We start from the raw sequence: 18,204 nt of genomic DNA, 5'->3' as shown, positions 1-18,204 counted from the left end.
GAAGATGAGAAACACAACCCCTATTAAGTAATTAATACAGGAAAAACATCTTTTTGCTAATTTGAGGTAATTTAAAGTTAATCCCGTCTTGTGTTTACTTCTCCCCGACTCCCCTACTCCCCTACTCAAGTAAATATAGAAAAATTTTTGATAAACGGTATAAATCCCGCTAAAAAAGTTTTTGTTTGTTGTTGCGCTTTAGCACTCCTAAACTGATGTATGGAGAGATAATTTCAAATACAATCTATAGAACCCCTAAGCGTATCTATTTGTGTACTTAAATATAGGGAGATGGGGGGGTGGGGAGTTTGGGGAGTGTGGGGAGTTTGGGTGTACCAGACCTCTGGCAAAATCCCAAATCCAATCAATTATTACCCATAAATTATTAATTAATTCTCTCTATTCCCTCTTTTCTGGAGATATCAAATGGCTTCTATAGAACCCCTGAAGGTATCTTTGTCAGCGACCCGTGTTTTTTACCAGAAGTCAGGAGTCAGGAGTCAGGAGTCAGAAGATGGAGGGAAGGCATAAGCGAAAAAGCGGATGCGACCCCGCACCCTTCGAGTATCTCTTTCAGAGACACTGCGCGAACGACAGTTGCGTGACTGTCGCTTAACCCGCCTAACGCACTGTACTCACCGTCGCACGGCGCAGTTGGTAGGGCACCAAGCAGGTTGAAAAATACTCTCCACCTCCCCATCTCCCCATCTCTTTTTAATTTTAAATAGATCTCAAATGGGTTCTATAATAGAAATAACCCAAACTCTAGAAATTAAAATGCTACCAGTCAACCAAGCAGAGTCAATCATTTTGAATTTAGTACAACCCTTAGATTCCCAAAAGGATATAGAAATAGTAGACCTATTAACCGCATCAGGGCGAATATTAGCTACACCAGTCAGCAGTAAACTAGATTTTCCCCACTGGGATAATTCTGCAATGGATGGTTATGCAGTAAAATTTACAGATGTCAAAGACTGTAGTCCAGAAAATCCTGTATCTTTGGAAATTATAGAAGAAATTCCTGCTGGATATCAACCTCAAGGGCAAATTGAATCAGGGGAAACAGCTCGTATTTTTACAGGTGCTTGTATGCCTCCAGGAGCAGATACAGTGGTCATGCAAGAAGTGACTCAAAGGGAAGGTAACAGGGTACTTATCTTAGAAACTCCCCAACCCCAAGAATTTGTAAGATATAAAGGTTCATTCTATCAGGCAAATACACCTTTACTCAATCCTGGAATTCCTCTTAGTGCTACTGAAATAGCTATTTTAGCAGCACTTCAATGTCCGAAAATCCCTGTTTATCGGCGACCAAAGGTGGGAATTATTTCCACTGGTAATGAATTAGTTACGCCAGAGCAATCCCTACAACCAGGTCAGTTAGTAGACTCAAATCAGTATGCTTTAGCAGTAGCAGTTGCCCAGATGGGTGCGGAAGTAATACGATTTGGTATTGTGCCAGATGAACGAGAAATTTTGAAACAGACTATTGCTAAAGCTGTCACATCTACAGATTTTTTACTTTCTACTGGTGGAGTATCAGTGGGAGACTATGATTATGTTGAGGATATTCTCACAGAGTTAGGAGCAGAAATTCATATTCATTCTGTGGCGGTTAAACCTGGAAAACCCTTAACTGTTGCTAAATTTTCTGATGCTCAATGTTTATATTTTGGTTTGCCAGGAAATCCTGTTTCAGCGTTGGTTAGTTTTTGGCGCTTTGTACAACCCGCGCTGAAAAAATTGGCTGGAGTTGAAGAAACTGCATGGAAACCTGAGTTTGTAACTGCGCGATCGCTTCAAGATTTACGCTCTAATGGTAAACGAGAAACTTATCTCTGGGGTCAGCTCAATTCAGGCAATAATGGCTATGAGTTTCAACTTGCGGTCGGTAGTCACAGTTCGGGAAATTTAATTAATTTAGCTGGCACTACAGGTTTAGCTGTTGTACCATTGAATGAAACTTTGATTCCTGCAGGTAAGTCAGTCCAAGTTTTGAAAATCAGTTGATATATAGCAGGGAATAGGGAATAGGGAACAGGGAACAGGGAACAGGGAACAGGGAACAGGGAACAGGGAACAGGGAACAGTTGGAAAAACATTTCCTATGATATATAGCAGGGAACAGGGAACAGGGAACAGGGAACAGGGAACAGGGAACAGGGAGAAGTAATTGATAATTTATGGATAATAATTGATTCTATTTTTAATTTTCACCAGATGTCTATTACTTTATGTCCTAACCAATTCTGTCTTTGCTATGGCTTGAAGCATTCAGCATTCAAACTCCCTCCTCTTATCTCCTAATATCATGTCTGGATAATTAACGATAGAACTCCGTTCCGCTTACGTGACCAAAAAACTTTCTCCTTTTTATACTTTCTTTCTCCTCTCTTCCCTCCTGACTCCTGACTCCTGACTCCTGACTCCTGACTCCTGACTGCCACCTTTCTATTTATAACTATTCAAGCGGATATTATATTAAATAGTGTTATTTACCCATAAGAAAAAATGAAATATCACATATTTATGTCTTTTTTAGAAATTTGTTGGGTCGGTGCTACTCTTTGTATTTTTAGTAGACAAATAGGAATTTGGCGGAGAAAAACTATAAAAAAGAAAAATATAGTCGTAAATAATATAGCAGTAGACCGACACACCTAAAATGGTGCGTTACGACGGATTGTTAAATGCTTTTCACATTCTAAATTTTAGCCGTCTAACGCACCCTACTGGACCGACATACTGGTTGTAGTTTCTCCCCACTCCCTATTCCCCACTCCCTATTCCCTATTCCCTACTCCCTCTAATAATGACTGCCTGATTTGCGGAAGTGAACGGCAGTTACCCCATCATTTAATAGTTGACCATTCTCTACAACAGCATAAACTAACCAATGGTCGCCACACTCCATCCGGTTTGCGACTTTACATTCCAAATAAGCCAGAGCATCAGTTAAAATAGGACAACCATTATTAGCTTCCTTTGTCTCAACCCCAACAAAACGATCTTCTCCGGGCGCAAAAGACTTGAGAAAATGCCTTTGTAAATCCTTCTTTTCCTCAGCTAATATATTCAACACAAATTTATCCCCCGTATGAGTCAAAGATTCTAGAGCGCGGTCTTTAGCAACAGCGACAGTTACACCAGGAGGATTAAAAGTTGCCTGAGATACCCAAGAAGCTAACATAGCACTGGTGACATTTTCACGTTTAGCAGACATTACACATAGAGAACCCACAACTCTTCCCACTGCTTGAGCAGTACGATCGCTTCCCGAACCACCCCCCGAAGGTTTAGGAGCGCGACGTTTTTTGGATTTGATCAAAGCTTGAGCAAAATCAGTACCAGTTTCCTTACAAGTTTGAATCATCACATCATCTGGCTTAAATTTTACTCTAATAGGTTCAAAACCAAACTTATAACCCGCATCCTTTAATCTACTTTCCAAAAAATCTATTGCTTCACCGCTCCAACCAAAGGAACCAAATACTCCTGCTAATTTATCCTTAGAAACTGTATTCAATACAATACCCAAAGCTGTTTGAATTTGAGTTGGTGCATGACCGCCAAGAGTAGGTGAACCAATAATAAATCCATCACATTTTTCTACTACTTCCTTAATTTCATTAGATGTGGCAGCCTCACAATTAATTGATTCTACAGCTACCCCTGCTTTAGTTAAACCTCTAGCGATCGCCTGAGCAACAGTCGCTGTATTACCATAAGCTGAAGCATAAAGCAAGGCTACATTCAAATCTCGCGAACTTTGTTCCTGACTCCACTTCCGATACAGACTGGTTAACTCCATCATCCCATAGCGTACCATCGGCCCGTGACCAGAACCATAGAATTTCACAGTCAACTCAGAAATTTTTTCGAGGGTAGAAAGTGCTTGTTTTGCCTGAGCTGCATGGAGACAATCATAATAAAAGCGTCTATCCTCGCTATAGACGCTCCATCCTTCATCAGCAACTTGGTCTCCGCAGACATGAGCGCCGAAAAATTTATCCGTAAACAGAATTTGAGTTTGCGGGTCATAAGTCATCAGACCATCTGGCCATTTAGGAGTCGGAGTAGTGATAAACTGCAATTGATGGCCACCACCTAAGTCAAGAGTATCTTCACCCTTAACTACTTTAATTTTCAACTCTTCGTCTTTGAAATAGTCCTTGAGAGTTAAAGCTGCGGGGTTTGAGCAGACAAAAGTAACTTGAGGTGCTACAGCTAACAATGCTTTAAGGGTAGCTCCACGATTAGCATTAAAGTGACCCAGAATTACATAATCAAGGCGATGCCAATCAAGACGTATTTGCAAAGACTCTAAATAATTTGTAGTAAATGATTCACCAGGGGGGTCGATAACTACAGTTTTTTCTGCTTGGATGAGATAGGAGTTAGCAGTGGTACCTTTTTGGAGGGAATATTCGACTTCAAATTTTAGTCTATCCCAAGTCCGAGACCGTAATACTTTTGTGTCTTCCGCAATGATTACAACTTGAACATCTTTTGTTTTGGTGGTTTGTAGCATAGTTTAGTTGTATAATCTATACAAATATAATGTATAATGCTATATTTTATCATGTTGTAGCGATCGCTTTCTTTAAGTCAAAAGTTACTTCAAGTCAAAAGTCAAAAGTCAAAAGTCAAAAGCAATATATGAGTGAGTTTATTAGCATACAAAGGTTTTCAGGTCAATAAACCACATTAAAAAAAATAATAAACTTGTAGGGACGTTGCATGCAACGTCCCTACTTTTTGGTCTACTCAAATGAAAAGCGCTTTCATTAATTGATAATGGATAATAAATAATGGATAATTACCTCTGGTTAAAACCGTACGGGAATTGAAGATAAGGAAATCACAATTTTTTTTCTCGAGGGGAGATTGGATATGGCGTACTTCGGAGCGGCTCTGCAAGAGCCACTAACTTGCCCATTATCAACATCGTCCTGACTTGATATTCCTAACTCCGAGGGCGATACGATAACTAATTACTCGGATTCTATATTATAGCACTTTGCCCGGACAGTGAGGTAGAGTTTTAATTCTCTGTTGCCAGATGAGCTGTTGCCTAAAGTCCTAATTTTTTGTACCTCACGCGCCTCGGAAATTGCTGTAATTAACCAAGACGTAAAGCATAATCATCAGGGTTAACTGCAAAAATGTTATTTTCAACGTCTTCTATGGAAGTTTCTGTCACTACTCCCAATATATGACTACTGTCGGACAATTTAATTACAGTGTCACCATCGACTAATTCATACTCTAGGCCATCAGAAGCAGTGAACTCAGCAATTACAATAATCCGATCGCTATCTGCGAGACTAAAATCAGTAATCATATCCGCCTGCTCTATTTCATCTACTCCCTCGACAGTATCAGCTCGCAACAGAAAACTATCTGTTCCTTCTCCACCTGTCAGAGTATCAAGACCATAATCACCAACTAGATAATCATTACCGACCCCACCTATTAAGACATCACGTCCCTTTCCACCTCGCAACCAGTCATTACCTTCTAGACCCTCAATAGAATCATCACCTTGACGGCCACTCATAATATCATTATCTTCGCTGCCAGACATTTCATCGTCACCTTCTGACCCCATCATGCTGAAGGAAGTAGACTCAACAGTACCTATATCAATAATATCATCACCCTCTGTTTCGGATATTGTTTCGTCTGTTTCCTCTTCTTCTTCTTCAATAGCCACACTTGCTTCTTCTTCATCAATCTCTAGATTTTCATCTGTTTCTTCATCATCATCTTCTGTTTCTTCTTCATTATCATCATCTTCTGTTTCTTCATCTTGATCTTCCTCTTGACTAACCTCTTCGTCAAGATTTTCCGAAAGTTGACTACTCGTAATCTCTTCTCCTATAGATTCCTCAATATCAGAATCATCTTGGTCAGAGTTAGTCTCATCCCCATCACTATTTTCGGTATCTTCTTCATTCTCTTCCATGGAGAGAACATAGGAGACTTTTTGTGTATTATCCTTGTTAGCTAATTCATTGAGTAAATCTGAATCAGTTACTATTTCTGAAACTCTACTAGATACTATTCCATCAACTACTCTCCCTAGAAGAATACGATCGCCCTCTCTAAGTTCTTGCACAAAATCAAAGCCATCAGTTACTTCTCCAAAAACTGAATAGCCACCATCTAATTGAGCGCTGACATCATCTAAGGTGAAATAAAATTGTGAAGAAGCTGTATCTAATTCTTGACTGCGAGCCATTGCTATTACCCCCGCTTCATGGGATAACTCCACTGGATCATCAACTATTTGGTTATAAACAATTTCTTCTGTCTCTGCAATCTTAATTTCTAGAGGAATTTCCCGTGGAGCTTCTGTTACCGGGTCAATATAACTCCCTGAACCTAAATCTTCAATCAGAAAATCAGGGTCTCTACTCTGGGGGTCGCCACCTTGAACTACAAATTCATTTACAAATCGGTGGAATGCCAGAGCATCATAGAAATTTTGCTCCACCAAATCAACAAAGTTACCTGCTGTTACTGGGGCACTTGTTGAGTTAAGTTGAATAGTAACTTTTCTAGTGTCACTACCTTCTTCTGATTCATTCTCGTTTTCGTTTTCTTCGTTTTCAGTTTCCTCTTCTTCTTCCTGTGATACCTTTTGTACCACCATTTCTACTGTTACCTGTCCTTCTAACTCAGGTAAGCCTAGTTCTTCTAAATACTCTTGTGTTTCTTGTGTTTGTTCCATTGGTCTATTAACTCCTTCGTTGTATATATTTTATAACTACGATATTGTGTTTCTGCTTTATAAAACCAACATAAAACGTCATAATTAGCGACATTTTAATGTGTACGGACGTTGCATGCAACGTCCCTGCTTCCACTGAGACCGTCGGCGATTACTCATCCACAGGCATCAACGGTCAAGCCGACCGCATTTCTCACTCTTATACTTGCGTTTAAATCGCGGTCTATAGATATCCCACACTCAGAACAGTTATAAGTTCTAAGGCTTAATGGCATATCTTGAACATGACCGCAATTAGACTTTCTGTTGTTGATACTACTATCGCAGAGATATTCAGAAAAAACAATACATAAAAGTTCAGGAAAGTTCAGGAATTTCCCATGTGAATAAAACTGAACTTTTGTGAGATTAATTTGGACAATAAACTTATACTGGAAAAAAACAAATCTGCTTATAATTGACTCTATTCCTGAAATACACCTATTTTTCAGTAACTAAAAATTGATCTTAAATTAGTTTTATACAAGTACTTATACTTCAGTATTTTGGCGTAAGTATACAACAAATCTTGTATAACTTTGTTCGGAAAAGTTCAGTTTTATTCAGGAAAGTTCAGTTTTATTCAGGAAAGTTCAGGTTTATTCAGGAAAGTTCAGGTTTATTCAGTGCAGTGTTAAACCCTAAAAAAAACGGGAGGAAGTTAGCCAGCCAGTTTTAACTGCTGGTTGAATAAAGACACACGGGTAATAAAGCGGCGTTATTTTCCAGTCTGATTTTCAATATACTTTCTCACTGTAGCCCGCATAAGCACATCCGCTTAAGAATCCAGGGTTTTTTAACTCCTGGAGACATCAAAGAGTCATATAAAATTCGGTTATAATGATAAAGTTATACGCTATATCTAGCGGTATTGAGTAATATCATGTTTGGATAATTACTTATAATAAAGTTTTTGTTTGTAGTTGGGCTTGAGCAAATACAATACTTAGTATTAGGGCTAAAGCTCAACTACAAGGCTAATTGTAACTGTTCTTCCAAACATGATATAAGTATATAAGTCCTGACCCTAGTAGGAAGGTTCTATGGAACATCCTGACTGTGGTCTACCTAAATGAAAATTGCTATGAACAATTCAGGTTGAAAGCCTCCCCTTGGATCGGGGATCAAATCAAAAAAAATCCTTCAGTCTCAATCCCCACCTCGCCAAGGAGACGGTTCCCCTACCTGAGGACTGAAAAATCTACTAGGTATTTGTAGCAAACATTTATTAAATTGGTACAACACATTTTTTCTAGATATGTTACCAACTTTTGAGATTTGGTATAACATTCCATTACCAAACTAAATATTGATAGTTAGTTTGACAAGTTTTTAATATTCGGAAATCATTATCACTAACATGATTTATTCGGTGATATTTTGTCAGGTCTACTGTGTAGTCAGAAGCACTATTATCATAACTATCTATAACCTTTACCTGTAAACTATCTTTTTGATGAATACCATAAAAGCAGTAAAAAGCTGAATGGGGTAGATAAAAAGCACCTATTACCTTACCATTTTTCAACTTGAAGACAAAATACTCATTCTGAATTTGCTCTGGCTGCCTAGACTGACCAAAAAGGTAAATTCCATCAGTTCGCATATTATCATTGTCTATTTCTGAAGAAAACTTTGGCCTTTCTTCCTTAAACTTAACAGAAATAGATTTATACTGTATTACTGGCCTATTAACTACACCATAAGTCAATATAGAGTAGGTTGCGATCGCCACTAACCTAAAAATCACGAATATTGCTAAATTATTATCTACACCATTATCATACCCGTATTAAAGCATAAAGGTCTATTTTTTAACAATTTTTGTTGCTTACTCAACTGAAACAAAAGTTATTTTTCTCAAATAAAATTCCTTGTGGAGATAATCATTAAAAATAACTATATCCACAAGGAATGATGTCAATTTGAGATTAACAATAGAGGGATCTATGCTAGGAAGATACTCATATAGCGCTACGCGCATAGGGGAGCCGTCGGATTGGCGACGTACAGAAGTCAGAAGTCAGAAGTCATCTCTGAGTGATTTTTAGCATTAGACATCTCCAAAAATAAAAAATAAAATCAATTATTATCCAGAAATTATCAATTACTCCCCTCCTGGGAGGGGTTAGGGGTGGGTTAAGTGTTCCCAGTTAAGTGTTCCCAGTTAAGTGTTTTCTGGAGATGTCTATTTAGTAATATCCGTGCTCTTTGCTTCGACTGCTATACCTAGCTAGCTACATACTCTCGTACCTTGGCCTGACGACGGCGCAAATGGGCCAAAGCTTGATGCTCTAGTTGACGAACTCGCTCACGACTGAGTTGAAGTCTCTCTCCCACTTTAGCCAAGGACATCTCCTTACCATCCTCAAGACCAAAACGCAATATCAATACACGACGTTGTTGCTCGGTCAATTCTCCCAGTAGGGTATTTAAGTCTTGACGCAACAATTCACCAGTGATATAGTCATCTGGAGAAGATGTTTCATCCTCTAAAAGTTCTTGCAATTCAGTGTCCTGATTATCTCCAACTCGTAAATCCAAAGAAATAGGATGACGGGCCATCAAGAGATATTCTCTAATTTGAGATGGCTCTAGTTCTAAAGCTTGGGCAATCTCAGAAGGAGTAGGACTACGACCCAAACTCTGAATTAGTTCTCTCTGAACTCTTTTGATTTTGTTGAGCTTTTCAGTAATGTGAATCGGTAAGCGAATAGTACGAGCTTGTTGTGCGATCGCTCTAGTAATTGCCTGGCGAATCCACCAGTAAGCATAAGTAGAAAATTTGTAGCCCCGTGTAGGGTCAAATTTTTCTACTCCTCGTTCTAAACCAAGAGTACCTTCTTGAATCAAATCTAAGAATTCCATATTTCGCTTTTGGTACTTTTTAGCGATCGCCACTACTAAGCGAAGATTAGCCTCAATCATTTTTTGCTTAGCACGTTGACCTTGCTTGATTGCTTGCTGGAGTGTTTCTACACTTAGTCTTACATATTCTGCCCATTCAGGCCCAGTTGCTGGTCTATTTATTTTTTCCTCTAATTTCTCTTTTGACTCCAGCAGTTGCATCATTTGCTGTACCTGCTTACCATAAATAATCTCTTCCTCACGAGTTAGGAGCGGTACACGACCAATCTCATGTAAATAAGTACGAACTGTATCCATTGAGGAGTAAGAGCTACCGCTAAATTTAGTTTTAGTTGTCTTTTGAGTTTTATTTGCTTGATTTAGTTTTGACATTTTTGTAATAAACTCCTTTAATAAATATTGCAGTAGTTATAATTGGCTCCTGATAGTGGGAGTATATATAGAGACAACTACACGAGGATAGGCTTGCCCATCCCCCAAAAATGCTATAAAGTGAGAAAAACTTTATAATTGGACTTTACTATCTTGATTTTTGCATGGAAATATAAGAAAAATTAAATTTTTACATGATTTATATTGATAAAATTTATAATTCAGTTTCCATGTAAAGTAAACTAATTATGAGTTTGTCTTTCTTGTTTGTAATACAAGCTTAAACTAAATTCCTGAATAAAATGTTAGTTCTATAGGTAGAAAATCTTAATTTTTCCTTAAAACTATTAGGAGCTGAAATTAACTCCAACTTATCTTTCTCAATTTCCGCAAAACTTTGGTAAAATTTTTATTCGTTTAGTTAATTATCGACTCCATTCCATAATCGCTCAAGATATACTTAAGAAGCAACTACAACAACAGAGAGATAACCGAACTCTTGGCAATAGTTGACAAATAAGGCTTAAAGTTTAGTTGTCTTCTCATAGAATCTCCTGAAAAAGACTAGCCAAAAATTATGGTTTTTTTAGCATCATTTGGATACATACTACAGTGTAACATAAAAGTAAGTTTTTGGATCGATCAAATCGATTTAAGTTTTTTGTGCCCTTTATATCTGCTTGTAGGCCATATTTAGGGTTCTGTTGAAAGTACCTGGTTGTCCCTATTCCTAGGGAGGAAAGTAATCAAGACTTATATAGAAAGTTAGTTATCGTATGATTGAGGAGTCAGGTCGGGGAGCCGTCAAATTGTTAACGTACAGGAGTTAGGAGTCAGGAGTCAGGACAAAAGAAGGATTTGAGGGTGGGTATTCTATGGAAAGTCTATGTTGAGTGGACTTAGAGAGTGCGATAATTGTATAACCCGATTTCATATAAATCATGGTAATTTTGAATTATCACCGAGCAAGGGAATTTCAGTTTGAGTAATCTTCTCATTATATCAAATCTGGATGATTAGTTATTGTAGTCATTGCAACTGGAACGGAGTGAAAGGAAGCAATCTCAAGGGTGGCGGGAGATTGCTTCCCTTTGGTTGCTTCGGACGACTTGTCAACCAGACTATATCAGGACTTACAAAGAGCCACCATATCTAGTAGGGATTAATGGCCTTTAACCCCTACATATTGTGTAATATATGATATTTTGCGTAAGTCCTGTATATATTATATTCCTTGTGGTTAACCGAGAGAGAATGTCAAATCTTGCAATGAGATGATATAAGTGAGTGATAATTTTAATAGGGAAACAAGATTACTGTGTCCCTAAGAATTTACCAGGTTCAGGTTATTCTGAGTAATTAAAAAAAGTTTCCTTCATTAAACAAACCATTGATTAATAAATCTCCTCCGATAATTGGTTGGGGGATAGTATTTCCCAATAGAACCCTAGTCAAACTAACAAAACCATTATCAACACTTGCATTTAAGGTAAAACCTCCAATCAAAGGTAGCTCTCTATAAGTTACGCGCAACAAATAGTTAAATTCTGGTGATAGAGTTAACTGAGAAGAAATTCCTGGAATATCTGATATTATCTGGTCTGGTGCAATTCTAGCATCAACACCACCACCACCATTATCATTAGCTGCAATTGGTATTTGCCCTTGTCTAGTTTGTAACAGAGAATCTTGAGGAATTTGATATACTTCTAATAGAGGGTCAAAACCAGGGTTTATACTGCCCAGGTCAATTGTTATAGGAGTGTTTGGTGTAGCATTTAACAAATAATCTTCTTTAAAAACGAAAGCTGTATCTTCAAGATTTCTCACCGCTTCATCAGTGTTGTCTATGAAACTCTCAATACTAACATTTACTGGTTGGGGTATTGGAACTGGTGGAGGTACTGGAGGTACTGGAGGAGGTGGAGGTGCTGGAGGAATAATATTAGCACTAGCGGGAAATAGCGCTAACTCATAGTTACTAACAATACCAGGAGCAGTCTGAAAAACATCGATCGAATATTCACCGGGGGTAGGAAAAGCTACCTGAAATGCCTCATTTGATGCACCCAAGTTGTTACCACTAGCAATTAAGTTACCATTGCTATCTAATACTGCTACATCCAGATCGCCAGTCAGATTTTGTAAAGCAACTCCAGCAGTTAAAGGAGTATTAACTGTGATGCGATAGTTGTCTATAGAGTTGAAATCATTGATTGTTGCCAACTGATTTATAGGTATTTCTGGAAGTAGAGTACCTAAAAAAGTTGGTGTGTTTGGGTTCTGATTACTGTTGTCAGTAGTATTAACATTCGCACTAGCAGGAAACAGACCTAACTCATAGTCACTAGCAATACCAGGAGAAGTTTGAAAAACATTGATGAAATATTCACCGGGGGTAGAGAAAGTTGCCTGAAATGCTTCATTGGATGCCCCTAAATTATTACCACTGGCAATTAAGTTACCATTGTTATCTAATACTGCTACATCCAGATCGCCAGTCAGATTTTGTAGTGCAATTCCTGAATTTAAAGGTGTATTAACTGTGAGGCGATAGAAGTCTACACCATCAAAATCATTGATTGTACCCAAGGCAGTTATAGGTATTTCAGGAAATAGAGTACCTATAGGAGTTGCTGCGTTTATACTATCGTTACTGTTATCAGTAAAAATCACTTGAAGTGCGCTTATAGTTTCAGTCATTGTTGATATATTTTTTGAATTATGTTGATAACTGCTTAAGTTTTTTAGGCATTTTTTAAATCTTTTAAACTTAATAAACTGCTATTCTTATAATATCAGACTTGTCTATAGTAAAAAAAGTTTCTATCTGTGGCAGAATCGGAAAATTTTCAGACAACAAGTAAAGATAGACACCCTCAAAAAAGTGATAAACTTAATTAAGTTTAAGCAATGTTCTATGTAATTTTACTGAACAATTGAGATAAAGTTTTCTCTGTCAAAAAATTAATGTATAAAAATTTACAACATTTTTTTACTACAAATTAAAAATAAAATCAATTCTTATCTATAAAATTATCAATTACTCCCCCCTGTTCCCTGTTCCCTCTTTTCTGGAGTGTCTATTGCGAAACTAAACCATAGAGTCATACCTGCTCCACTCAGAGCGTTAAAAATTGTTACACCTTTCTGGTTGAGTAATAATATTATGTCCGCCTGAATACTTATACTTTAGACATCTGGTGATAATCAAAAATCAAATCAATCCCACCCGCAAAAATCATTAATTCTTTCCCCCTACTACTCCCTACCGAAGATTAATAATTAATAATTAATAATTAAATAATTCGCGCCTTGAAGCCTCCCCTTGGATAGGGGAAAACAAAGACAATATTCCTTATATTCAATCCTCTCGGTTTTAATCAGAGGTAATTATCAATTATCAATTATCCATTATGCATTATCCATTAATGAATCCCTCTTTTCCGGAGAGGTCTTTTGCTGGACAGAAGACAGAAGGGTTTCTTCCAACGGACACGCTACGGGAACGTAATGACAAAAATACGTCATTTTGCGTAAGTCCTAATACTGATAACCTAAAGGTAATAATAGGAGGAAGAGACTATCAAGGATCGATTATATAGTCTTTATCAAGATTTTTCCAGTTTTGTATAGGCATCTTAGAACAGGTATGTAACAACTAACTCTACGCTACAATATTGTCAAAGTTAACTTCCTGCTTAATGTACTAATTATCGACAAAAATCCCTAATTATGATGAATCTCCCAGAATTTTTTAACCAACGTTATCAAGTTGAACAAGAACTAGGTTGCAATCAAACTGGAGGTCGAATTACTTATCTCACAACTGATACTACCACCGATACACCCGTTGTCACAAAACAATATCAATTTGCCAATTGGGCAGAATACGAAAGTTACTATAGAGAAATTGAACTGCTAGAACAATTAAATCACCCTAGTATTCCCCGTTATCTCGATTCATTTGAGACAGAAAATGGCTTTTGCTTAGTGCAAGAGTACAAAAATGCTCCCTCTCTTGCCCAAACCCAACTTTGGACAGTAGCAGAAATCAAACAAATTGCTCAAGAAGTATTAGAAGTTTTAGTCTATCTACAGAAGCAAGTACCACCAATTATTCATCGAGATATTAAACCAGAAAATATCTTAGTTGAACGAAATGGTATTCAACTAAAAGTTTACCTAGTAGATTTTGGGTTTGCCCGCAGTGGGTATGGCAATGTAGCAGTTAGTAGTGCAGTCAAAGGTACTCTAGGATTTATGCCACCGGAACAGTTGTTTAACCGGGAACTAACCGAAGCATCAGATTTGTACAGTTTAGGTGCAACCTTAATCTGTTTGTTAACCAATACAAAATCTAGCGATATTGGTAAGTTAATCAATGATAACTATCGAATTAATTTCAAAAAATTGCTGCCGAAAGTAGAACTAGCATTTATTAATTGGCTAGAAAAAATGGTGGAACCTAACCTAAAATCCCGCTTTCCCAATGCTGAAGTTGCCCTCAAAAGGCTTAAATATCTTGGTAATTCAGAAAATACAACAACTCAAAAAATGCAATTTGGCACGCAAAAACCCAAGAAAATATTTACTGGAGTAGCAACAATTGGTCTATGTTTCATGGCACTTTATAGTACCATTGCAGCACTAACAACCTGGGGTGAAAATAAATGGTTAAGAACTCGGCACGAACTAGAAGTATCTCGTTCAAATGGGAGAAAACAACATTTGCAACAAGTGCTATTACAAACAGGTCAGTGTCCTCGGTGTGACTTAAGTAATGTTAATTTAGCCTATGCCAACTTAAAGAATGTTAACCTCAAAGATGCTAGTCTAGATGGTGCCGACCTCAATAATTCCCTTCTCAAAGATGCAGAACTATGGAAAGCAAGTTTGGCAGGAATTAATTTGTCAAATGCTAACTTATCAGATGCTGATTTCAGAGGTGCTAAACTCCGGTACGCAGATTTACACTCTGCGAACCTCTGGGGTGCAAATCTAGGATATGCTAATCTTTGGGATGCCAATCTGAATAAAGCAAACCTTCAAAATACTAATTTTTGGGGAGCTAATTTAGGTTATGCCAAGCTGGAAAATGCTAACCTCAAAAATGCTAATCTCCGGGGTGCAAATTTATTTAGTGCTAATCTGGAAAATGCTAATCTGGAAAATGCTAATTTGGAAAATGCTAAGTTGGATGGTGTTAACCTCAAGGGTGCCAAGTTAAAACAAGCTAATCTCAAAGATACTGTACTCGCAGGTCAAAAAGGTCATAGTTATCGCGCTGTTAATTTAGAGAATGCTGACCTAGAAGGTGCTAATCTTGAAGGTGGCCACTTAGAAAATGCTAATCTATTAGGTGCTTACTTGAAGAATGCTAATCTCAGCGAAGCTTCTCTCGAAGGTGCTGACTTACGGGGTGCAAATCTAACTAATGCTAACCTCAGCAAAGCTTATTTACGGGGTGCAAATCTTCGTGGTGTCAATCTTCGCGGAGCAAAATTGGAGAGTGCAAACTTCCGAGATACTGACCTCAAAGGTGCGATAATGCCAGATGGTAGTATTCATCCTTAAATCACTAGCAGAAGGAATTTATTATATCATGTTCGGTTGAATACTTATTATTAAGGTAGTAGGAAAGCAGCGTAAGTGGAATAAAATAGCAGTCGGAGTAGGAAAGAAATCGAAATACATTCCTTTTCTTTCTCCTTGATAGTCAGGACAAGATATTTTATTTATAACTAATTATCCGGAGATTATATTAAGCATAAAACTCCATGAATAAATTTTTTATAAATCGTATTCTTTCACTATCATTGAGTTAAGAAAATACCAAATTATGACCTTGATACTACGGGGGGTTTAAGGATAGATATTGATTGAATAAGTAAGAAGTTAAATTATCAGCATTTCCTGCGGAATACTATGTAAACAGCGGTCAGCTTTTAGCTTTCCTCCTGGGTCGTAATATCATGTCTCTTTGAATACCCACAATAAAAAATTGAGGGAACAGGGAGAAATTTATCAGAGAAAAGATTTTTATTATGGCTAATTAATGAGACTTGATATAAGTGCGAACTTCAGCACTTATTATAATTACCCTCATATTGTCTTAATGGGAAGAAATCATTTATTGATATATTTCAGATAATTTCTAGGATAAATAAGTAGATATTCAGTTAATATAAGTGTTCTTAAACAAATCCTTACTTAATTCCTAAAAAAAATCAGAGCTGATTGCTAATAGCTGTTTGCGGAGAATTCCGGCAGGGAAACGGAAATAGTTACCTTAAACTTATAGTTGGGCATTCTCACAACTAACTAAAATTAGGCGGAGATTTTTGTTAAATTTTAATCATTTCATATTTCTATTTTAACCAGCTCCTAAATATTTATATCAAGTTCACTCTTATTACTTATAAATATTTTTTAGAGAGGAAGAGTATAAAAGTAAGGAATAGACGATAATTTCAGATAATTTATCTTTCTACTATAGCCTTTATATAGCCAAAAATAAGATATTTTACTTATAACTAATTATCCGCAGTTGATATTATATGATAACTAACTTTTGCAAGTATCAATAAATTTAATTAAATGTTTGTGAAAATCTTCAGTTTTTCTCATATAACAAGCATGGCCAGCATCATCCAGAATAACTTTTTGAGAATTTGGCATTAATTCTACTAACAAATCAGCTTGTGCTACAGGTACTATCCGATCGTTACTTCCCCAAATAGCTAATGTTGGTAAATTAATTCCTTTTAATTCATCCTGAAAACGCTCAATTCCTACAGGAGAAACTGCGACAAAGCCTCCTAGTTTATCGCAATAATTAATCACAAAAGGCAAACTATAACTGCCACTCATAGAAGGAGATACTAAAATTGGCAAATTTAAGTTTAAATTATTTAATATTTCTCGCAAAAAACCTAAGCTAGAAACTGATATTCTTTGGGAACGACCATAACCAGGAATATCTACTGCAACAGCTCGATAACCTTGCGTAGTCAAAAGATCGAGAGTACCTATTTCTTGCCACGTCTGAGCAGTAAAACCTGCTCCATGTAGCAACAAGATACTAACTGAATTTTTTTGGCCAGTTTCTAGGTAATGAATCCGAGCATTTTCCAGATGCAGATATTGAGAATTAATATGGGTATGCATAATTTATTTAGGCCAATTTTATTATTTTAAATCGTACAATAAAAACTGATTACTAAATATGAATATTACTAACAAAAATTCCTGGGAAAACCCAAACAGTTTTGTCGAAATTCGTTCTCCTTGGTTGACCTTAATTGGCGAACATTTGCAAGATAAGCAAGGACAAATTATTGATTATTGGCGGGTAGAAAAGGTTGATTCTGTAATTATATTAACGATTCAATCCGAGCAGTTATTATGACCTATTGCTACATATCGCCCTGGTCTGGGAAAGAAAACTTTAGATTTTCCTGGTGGTAGAGTGCCATCTGGACAAACACCAGTAACAGCAGTGCCAAAAATTTTACAGTGGGAACTAGGAATAACAGAAGTAGCAATTATTCATCTTAGTTCCCTCAATACCACTGGATGGGCAATTAATAGCTCATTTTCTAATCAAAAACTTTACGGTTTTGTTGCCAAAATAGACTCCACAGTATCAATATCCAACGAATTATTGGGCGCTGTCTATCCTACCACAAAATCAGGTATTCTTAGTTTACTTGAGGATTTAACTTGTCTTCAGTGTCGTGCCTTGTTGTTAGAGTGGCAAATTCAAACCTTTTATTGTTAATTTATGCTATGCTAATGTAAATCTGTTGCGCTCATTATTTGGTATTTTTTTAATAGTCTTAATACTGGACGAATTACTGATTTTTGTTCTGTTAAATTACTAGCTCCTTTATAGGTTAAGATTTTCCAATATATCGGTAAAGCTCTTTTTGTCCACGCCAGACTAATCATTAATATGTTAATATTCTGCCATTAAGTTATATCTAAAATTAATACTAATTCTGAGGGGAAATTCATAAGTTTTCTACCATTATTTTAACTAAGGCAAACCACAATATAGGTAAACTTAGTTCCTTAATGGTTAAAAATATTTGTATATATTTTCGTTTTCTTATATGACTTAATTAGTAGAGCAAAAAAATTAGTTTATTTTGATATTTGTACAGTATTATGTACTGATATTA

General features: G+C 36.8%; 13 protein-coding genes. 6 read left to right on the top strand and 7 right to left on the bottom strand.

Annotated elements, in window-relative coordinates:
- The first annotated feature begins 543 nt into the window (after nt 1-543).
- The gene (locus tag ACP6PM_RS30890) at nt 544-678 is read left to right on the top strand and encodes a hypothetical protein (RefSeq protein ID WP_426590704.1); all 135 of its coding nucleotides are present in this window, start codon (nt 544-546) and stop codon (nt 676-678) included.
- A 99-nt stretch (nt 679-777) separates the two neighbouring features.
- Complete coding sequence (locus ACP6PM_RS30885; RefSeq protein WP_426590707.1) at nt 778-2,013, top strand: molybdopterin molybdotransferase MoeA; 1,236 nt, start codon at nt 778-780, stop codon at nt 2,011-2,013.
- Between the two features lie 796 nt (nt 2,014-2,809).
- Here the strand turns inward: ACP6PM_RS30885 and ACP6PM_RS30880 are convergent.
- On the bottom strand, nt 2,810-4,534 hold the full coding sequence (locus ACP6PM_RS30880) for a diflavin flavoprotein (protein ID WP_426590703.1): 1,725 nt from the start codon (nt 4,532-4,534) through the stop codon (nt 2,810-2,812).
- A 29-nt stretch (nt 4,535-4,563) separates the two neighbouring features.
- Here ACP6PM_RS30880 and ACP6PM_RS30875 point away from each other — a divergent pair, with 29 nt between their 5' ends.
- On the top strand, nt 4,564-4,704 hold the full coding sequence (locus tag ACP6PM_RS30875) for a hypothetical protein (RefSeq protein WP_426590702.1): 141 nt from the start codon (nt 4,564-4,566) through the stop codon (nt 4,702-4,704).
- Between the two features lie 421 nt (nt 4,705-5,125).
- Here ACP6PM_RS30875 and ACP6PM_RS30870 read toward each other — a convergent pair whose 3' ends face one another.
- The 5 genes from ACP6PM_RS30870 to ACP6PM_RS30850 form a co-directional block, all read right to left on the bottom strand.
- Nucleotides 5,126-6,739 (bottom strand): peptidylprolyl isomerase, encoded by a 1,614-nt coding sequence (locus ACP6PM_RS30870; protein WP_426590701.1) that lies wholly within the window; start codon nt 6,737-6,739, stop codon nt 5,126-5,128.
- 155 nt (nt 6,740-6,894) lie between these two features.
- Nucleotides 6,895-7,053: a zinc ribbon domain-containing protein gene (locus tag ACP6PM_RS30865; protein WP_426590706.1), complete on the bottom strand. Its 159-nt coding sequence runs from the start codon at nt 7,051-7,053 to the stop codon at nt 6,895-6,897.
- A gap of 1,019 nt (nt 7,054-8,072) precedes the next feature.
- Nucleotides 8,073-8,528 carry a hypothetical protein gene (locus ACP6PM_RS30860; protein WP_426590700.1) on the bottom strand — a complete coding sequence of 152 codons (456 nt, stop codon included), beginning with the start codon at nt 8,526-8,528 and terminating at the stop codon, nt 8,073-8,075.
- 479 nt (nt 8,529-9,007) lie between these two features.
- Nucleotides 9,008-10,018: an RNA polymerase sigma factor, RpoD/SigA family gene (locus tag ACP6PM_RS30855; RefSeq protein ID WP_426590699.1), complete on the bottom strand. Its 1,011-nt coding sequence runs from the start codon at nt 10,016-10,018 to the stop codon at nt 9,008-9,010.
- Between the two features lie 1,359 nt (nt 10,019-11,377).
- Nucleotides 11,378-12,721 (bottom strand): PPC domain-containing protein, encoded by a 1,344-nt coding sequence (locus ACP6PM_RS30850; protein ID WP_426590698.1) that lies wholly within the window; start codon nt 12,719-12,721, stop codon nt 11,378-11,380.
- 1,032 nt (nt 12,722-13,753) lie between these two features.
- On the opposite strand from ACP6PM_RS30850, the gene ACP6PM_RS30845 reads away from it, so the two are divergent.
- Nucleotides 13,754-15,595 (top strand): pentapeptide repeat-containing protein, encoded by a 1,842-nt coding sequence (locus ACP6PM_RS30845; RefSeq protein WP_426590697.1) that lies wholly within the window; start codon nt 13,754-13,756, stop codon nt 15,593-15,595.
- Nucleotides 15,596-16,585: 990 nt separating this feature from the next.
- Here the strand turns inward: ACP6PM_RS30845 and ACP6PM_RS30840 are convergent.
- The gene (locus ACP6PM_RS30840; RefSeq protein ID WP_426590696.1) at nt 16,586-17,188 is read right to left on the bottom strand and encodes an alpha/beta fold hydrolase; all 603 of its coding nucleotides are present in this window, start codon (nt 17,186-17,188) and stop codon (nt 16,586-16,588) included.
- A 58-nt stretch (nt 17,189-17,246) separates the two neighbouring features.
- Between ACP6PM_RS30840 and ACP6PM_RS30835 the strand changes: the two genes are divergently transcribed.
- Both ACP6PM_RS30835 and ACP6PM_RS30830 read left to right on the top strand, forming a co-directional pair.
- Nucleotides 17,247-17,429 carry a hypothetical protein gene (locus tag ACP6PM_RS30835; RefSeq protein WP_426590695.1) on the top strand — a complete coding sequence of 61 codons (183 nt, stop codon included), beginning with the start codon at nt 17,247-17,249 and terminating at the stop codon, nt 17,427-17,429.
- Between the two features lie 60 nt (nt 17,430-17,489).
- Nucleotides 17,490-17,801, top strand: a complete 312-nt coding sequence (locus tag ACP6PM_RS30830) for a hypothetical protein (protein ID WP_426590694.1) — start codon at nt 17,490-17,492, stop codon at nt 17,799-17,801.
- Nucleotides 17,802-18,204: the final 403 nt, after the last annotated feature.

It is taken from the genome of Dapis brunnea BLCC-M229, from assembly GCF_050015995.1.
Taxonomy (GTDB): Bacteria; Cyanobacteriota; Cyanobacteriia; order Cyanobacteriales; family Microcoleaceae; genus Trichodesmium.
This window is presented reverse-complemented; position numbering and strand designations above follow the sequence as displayed.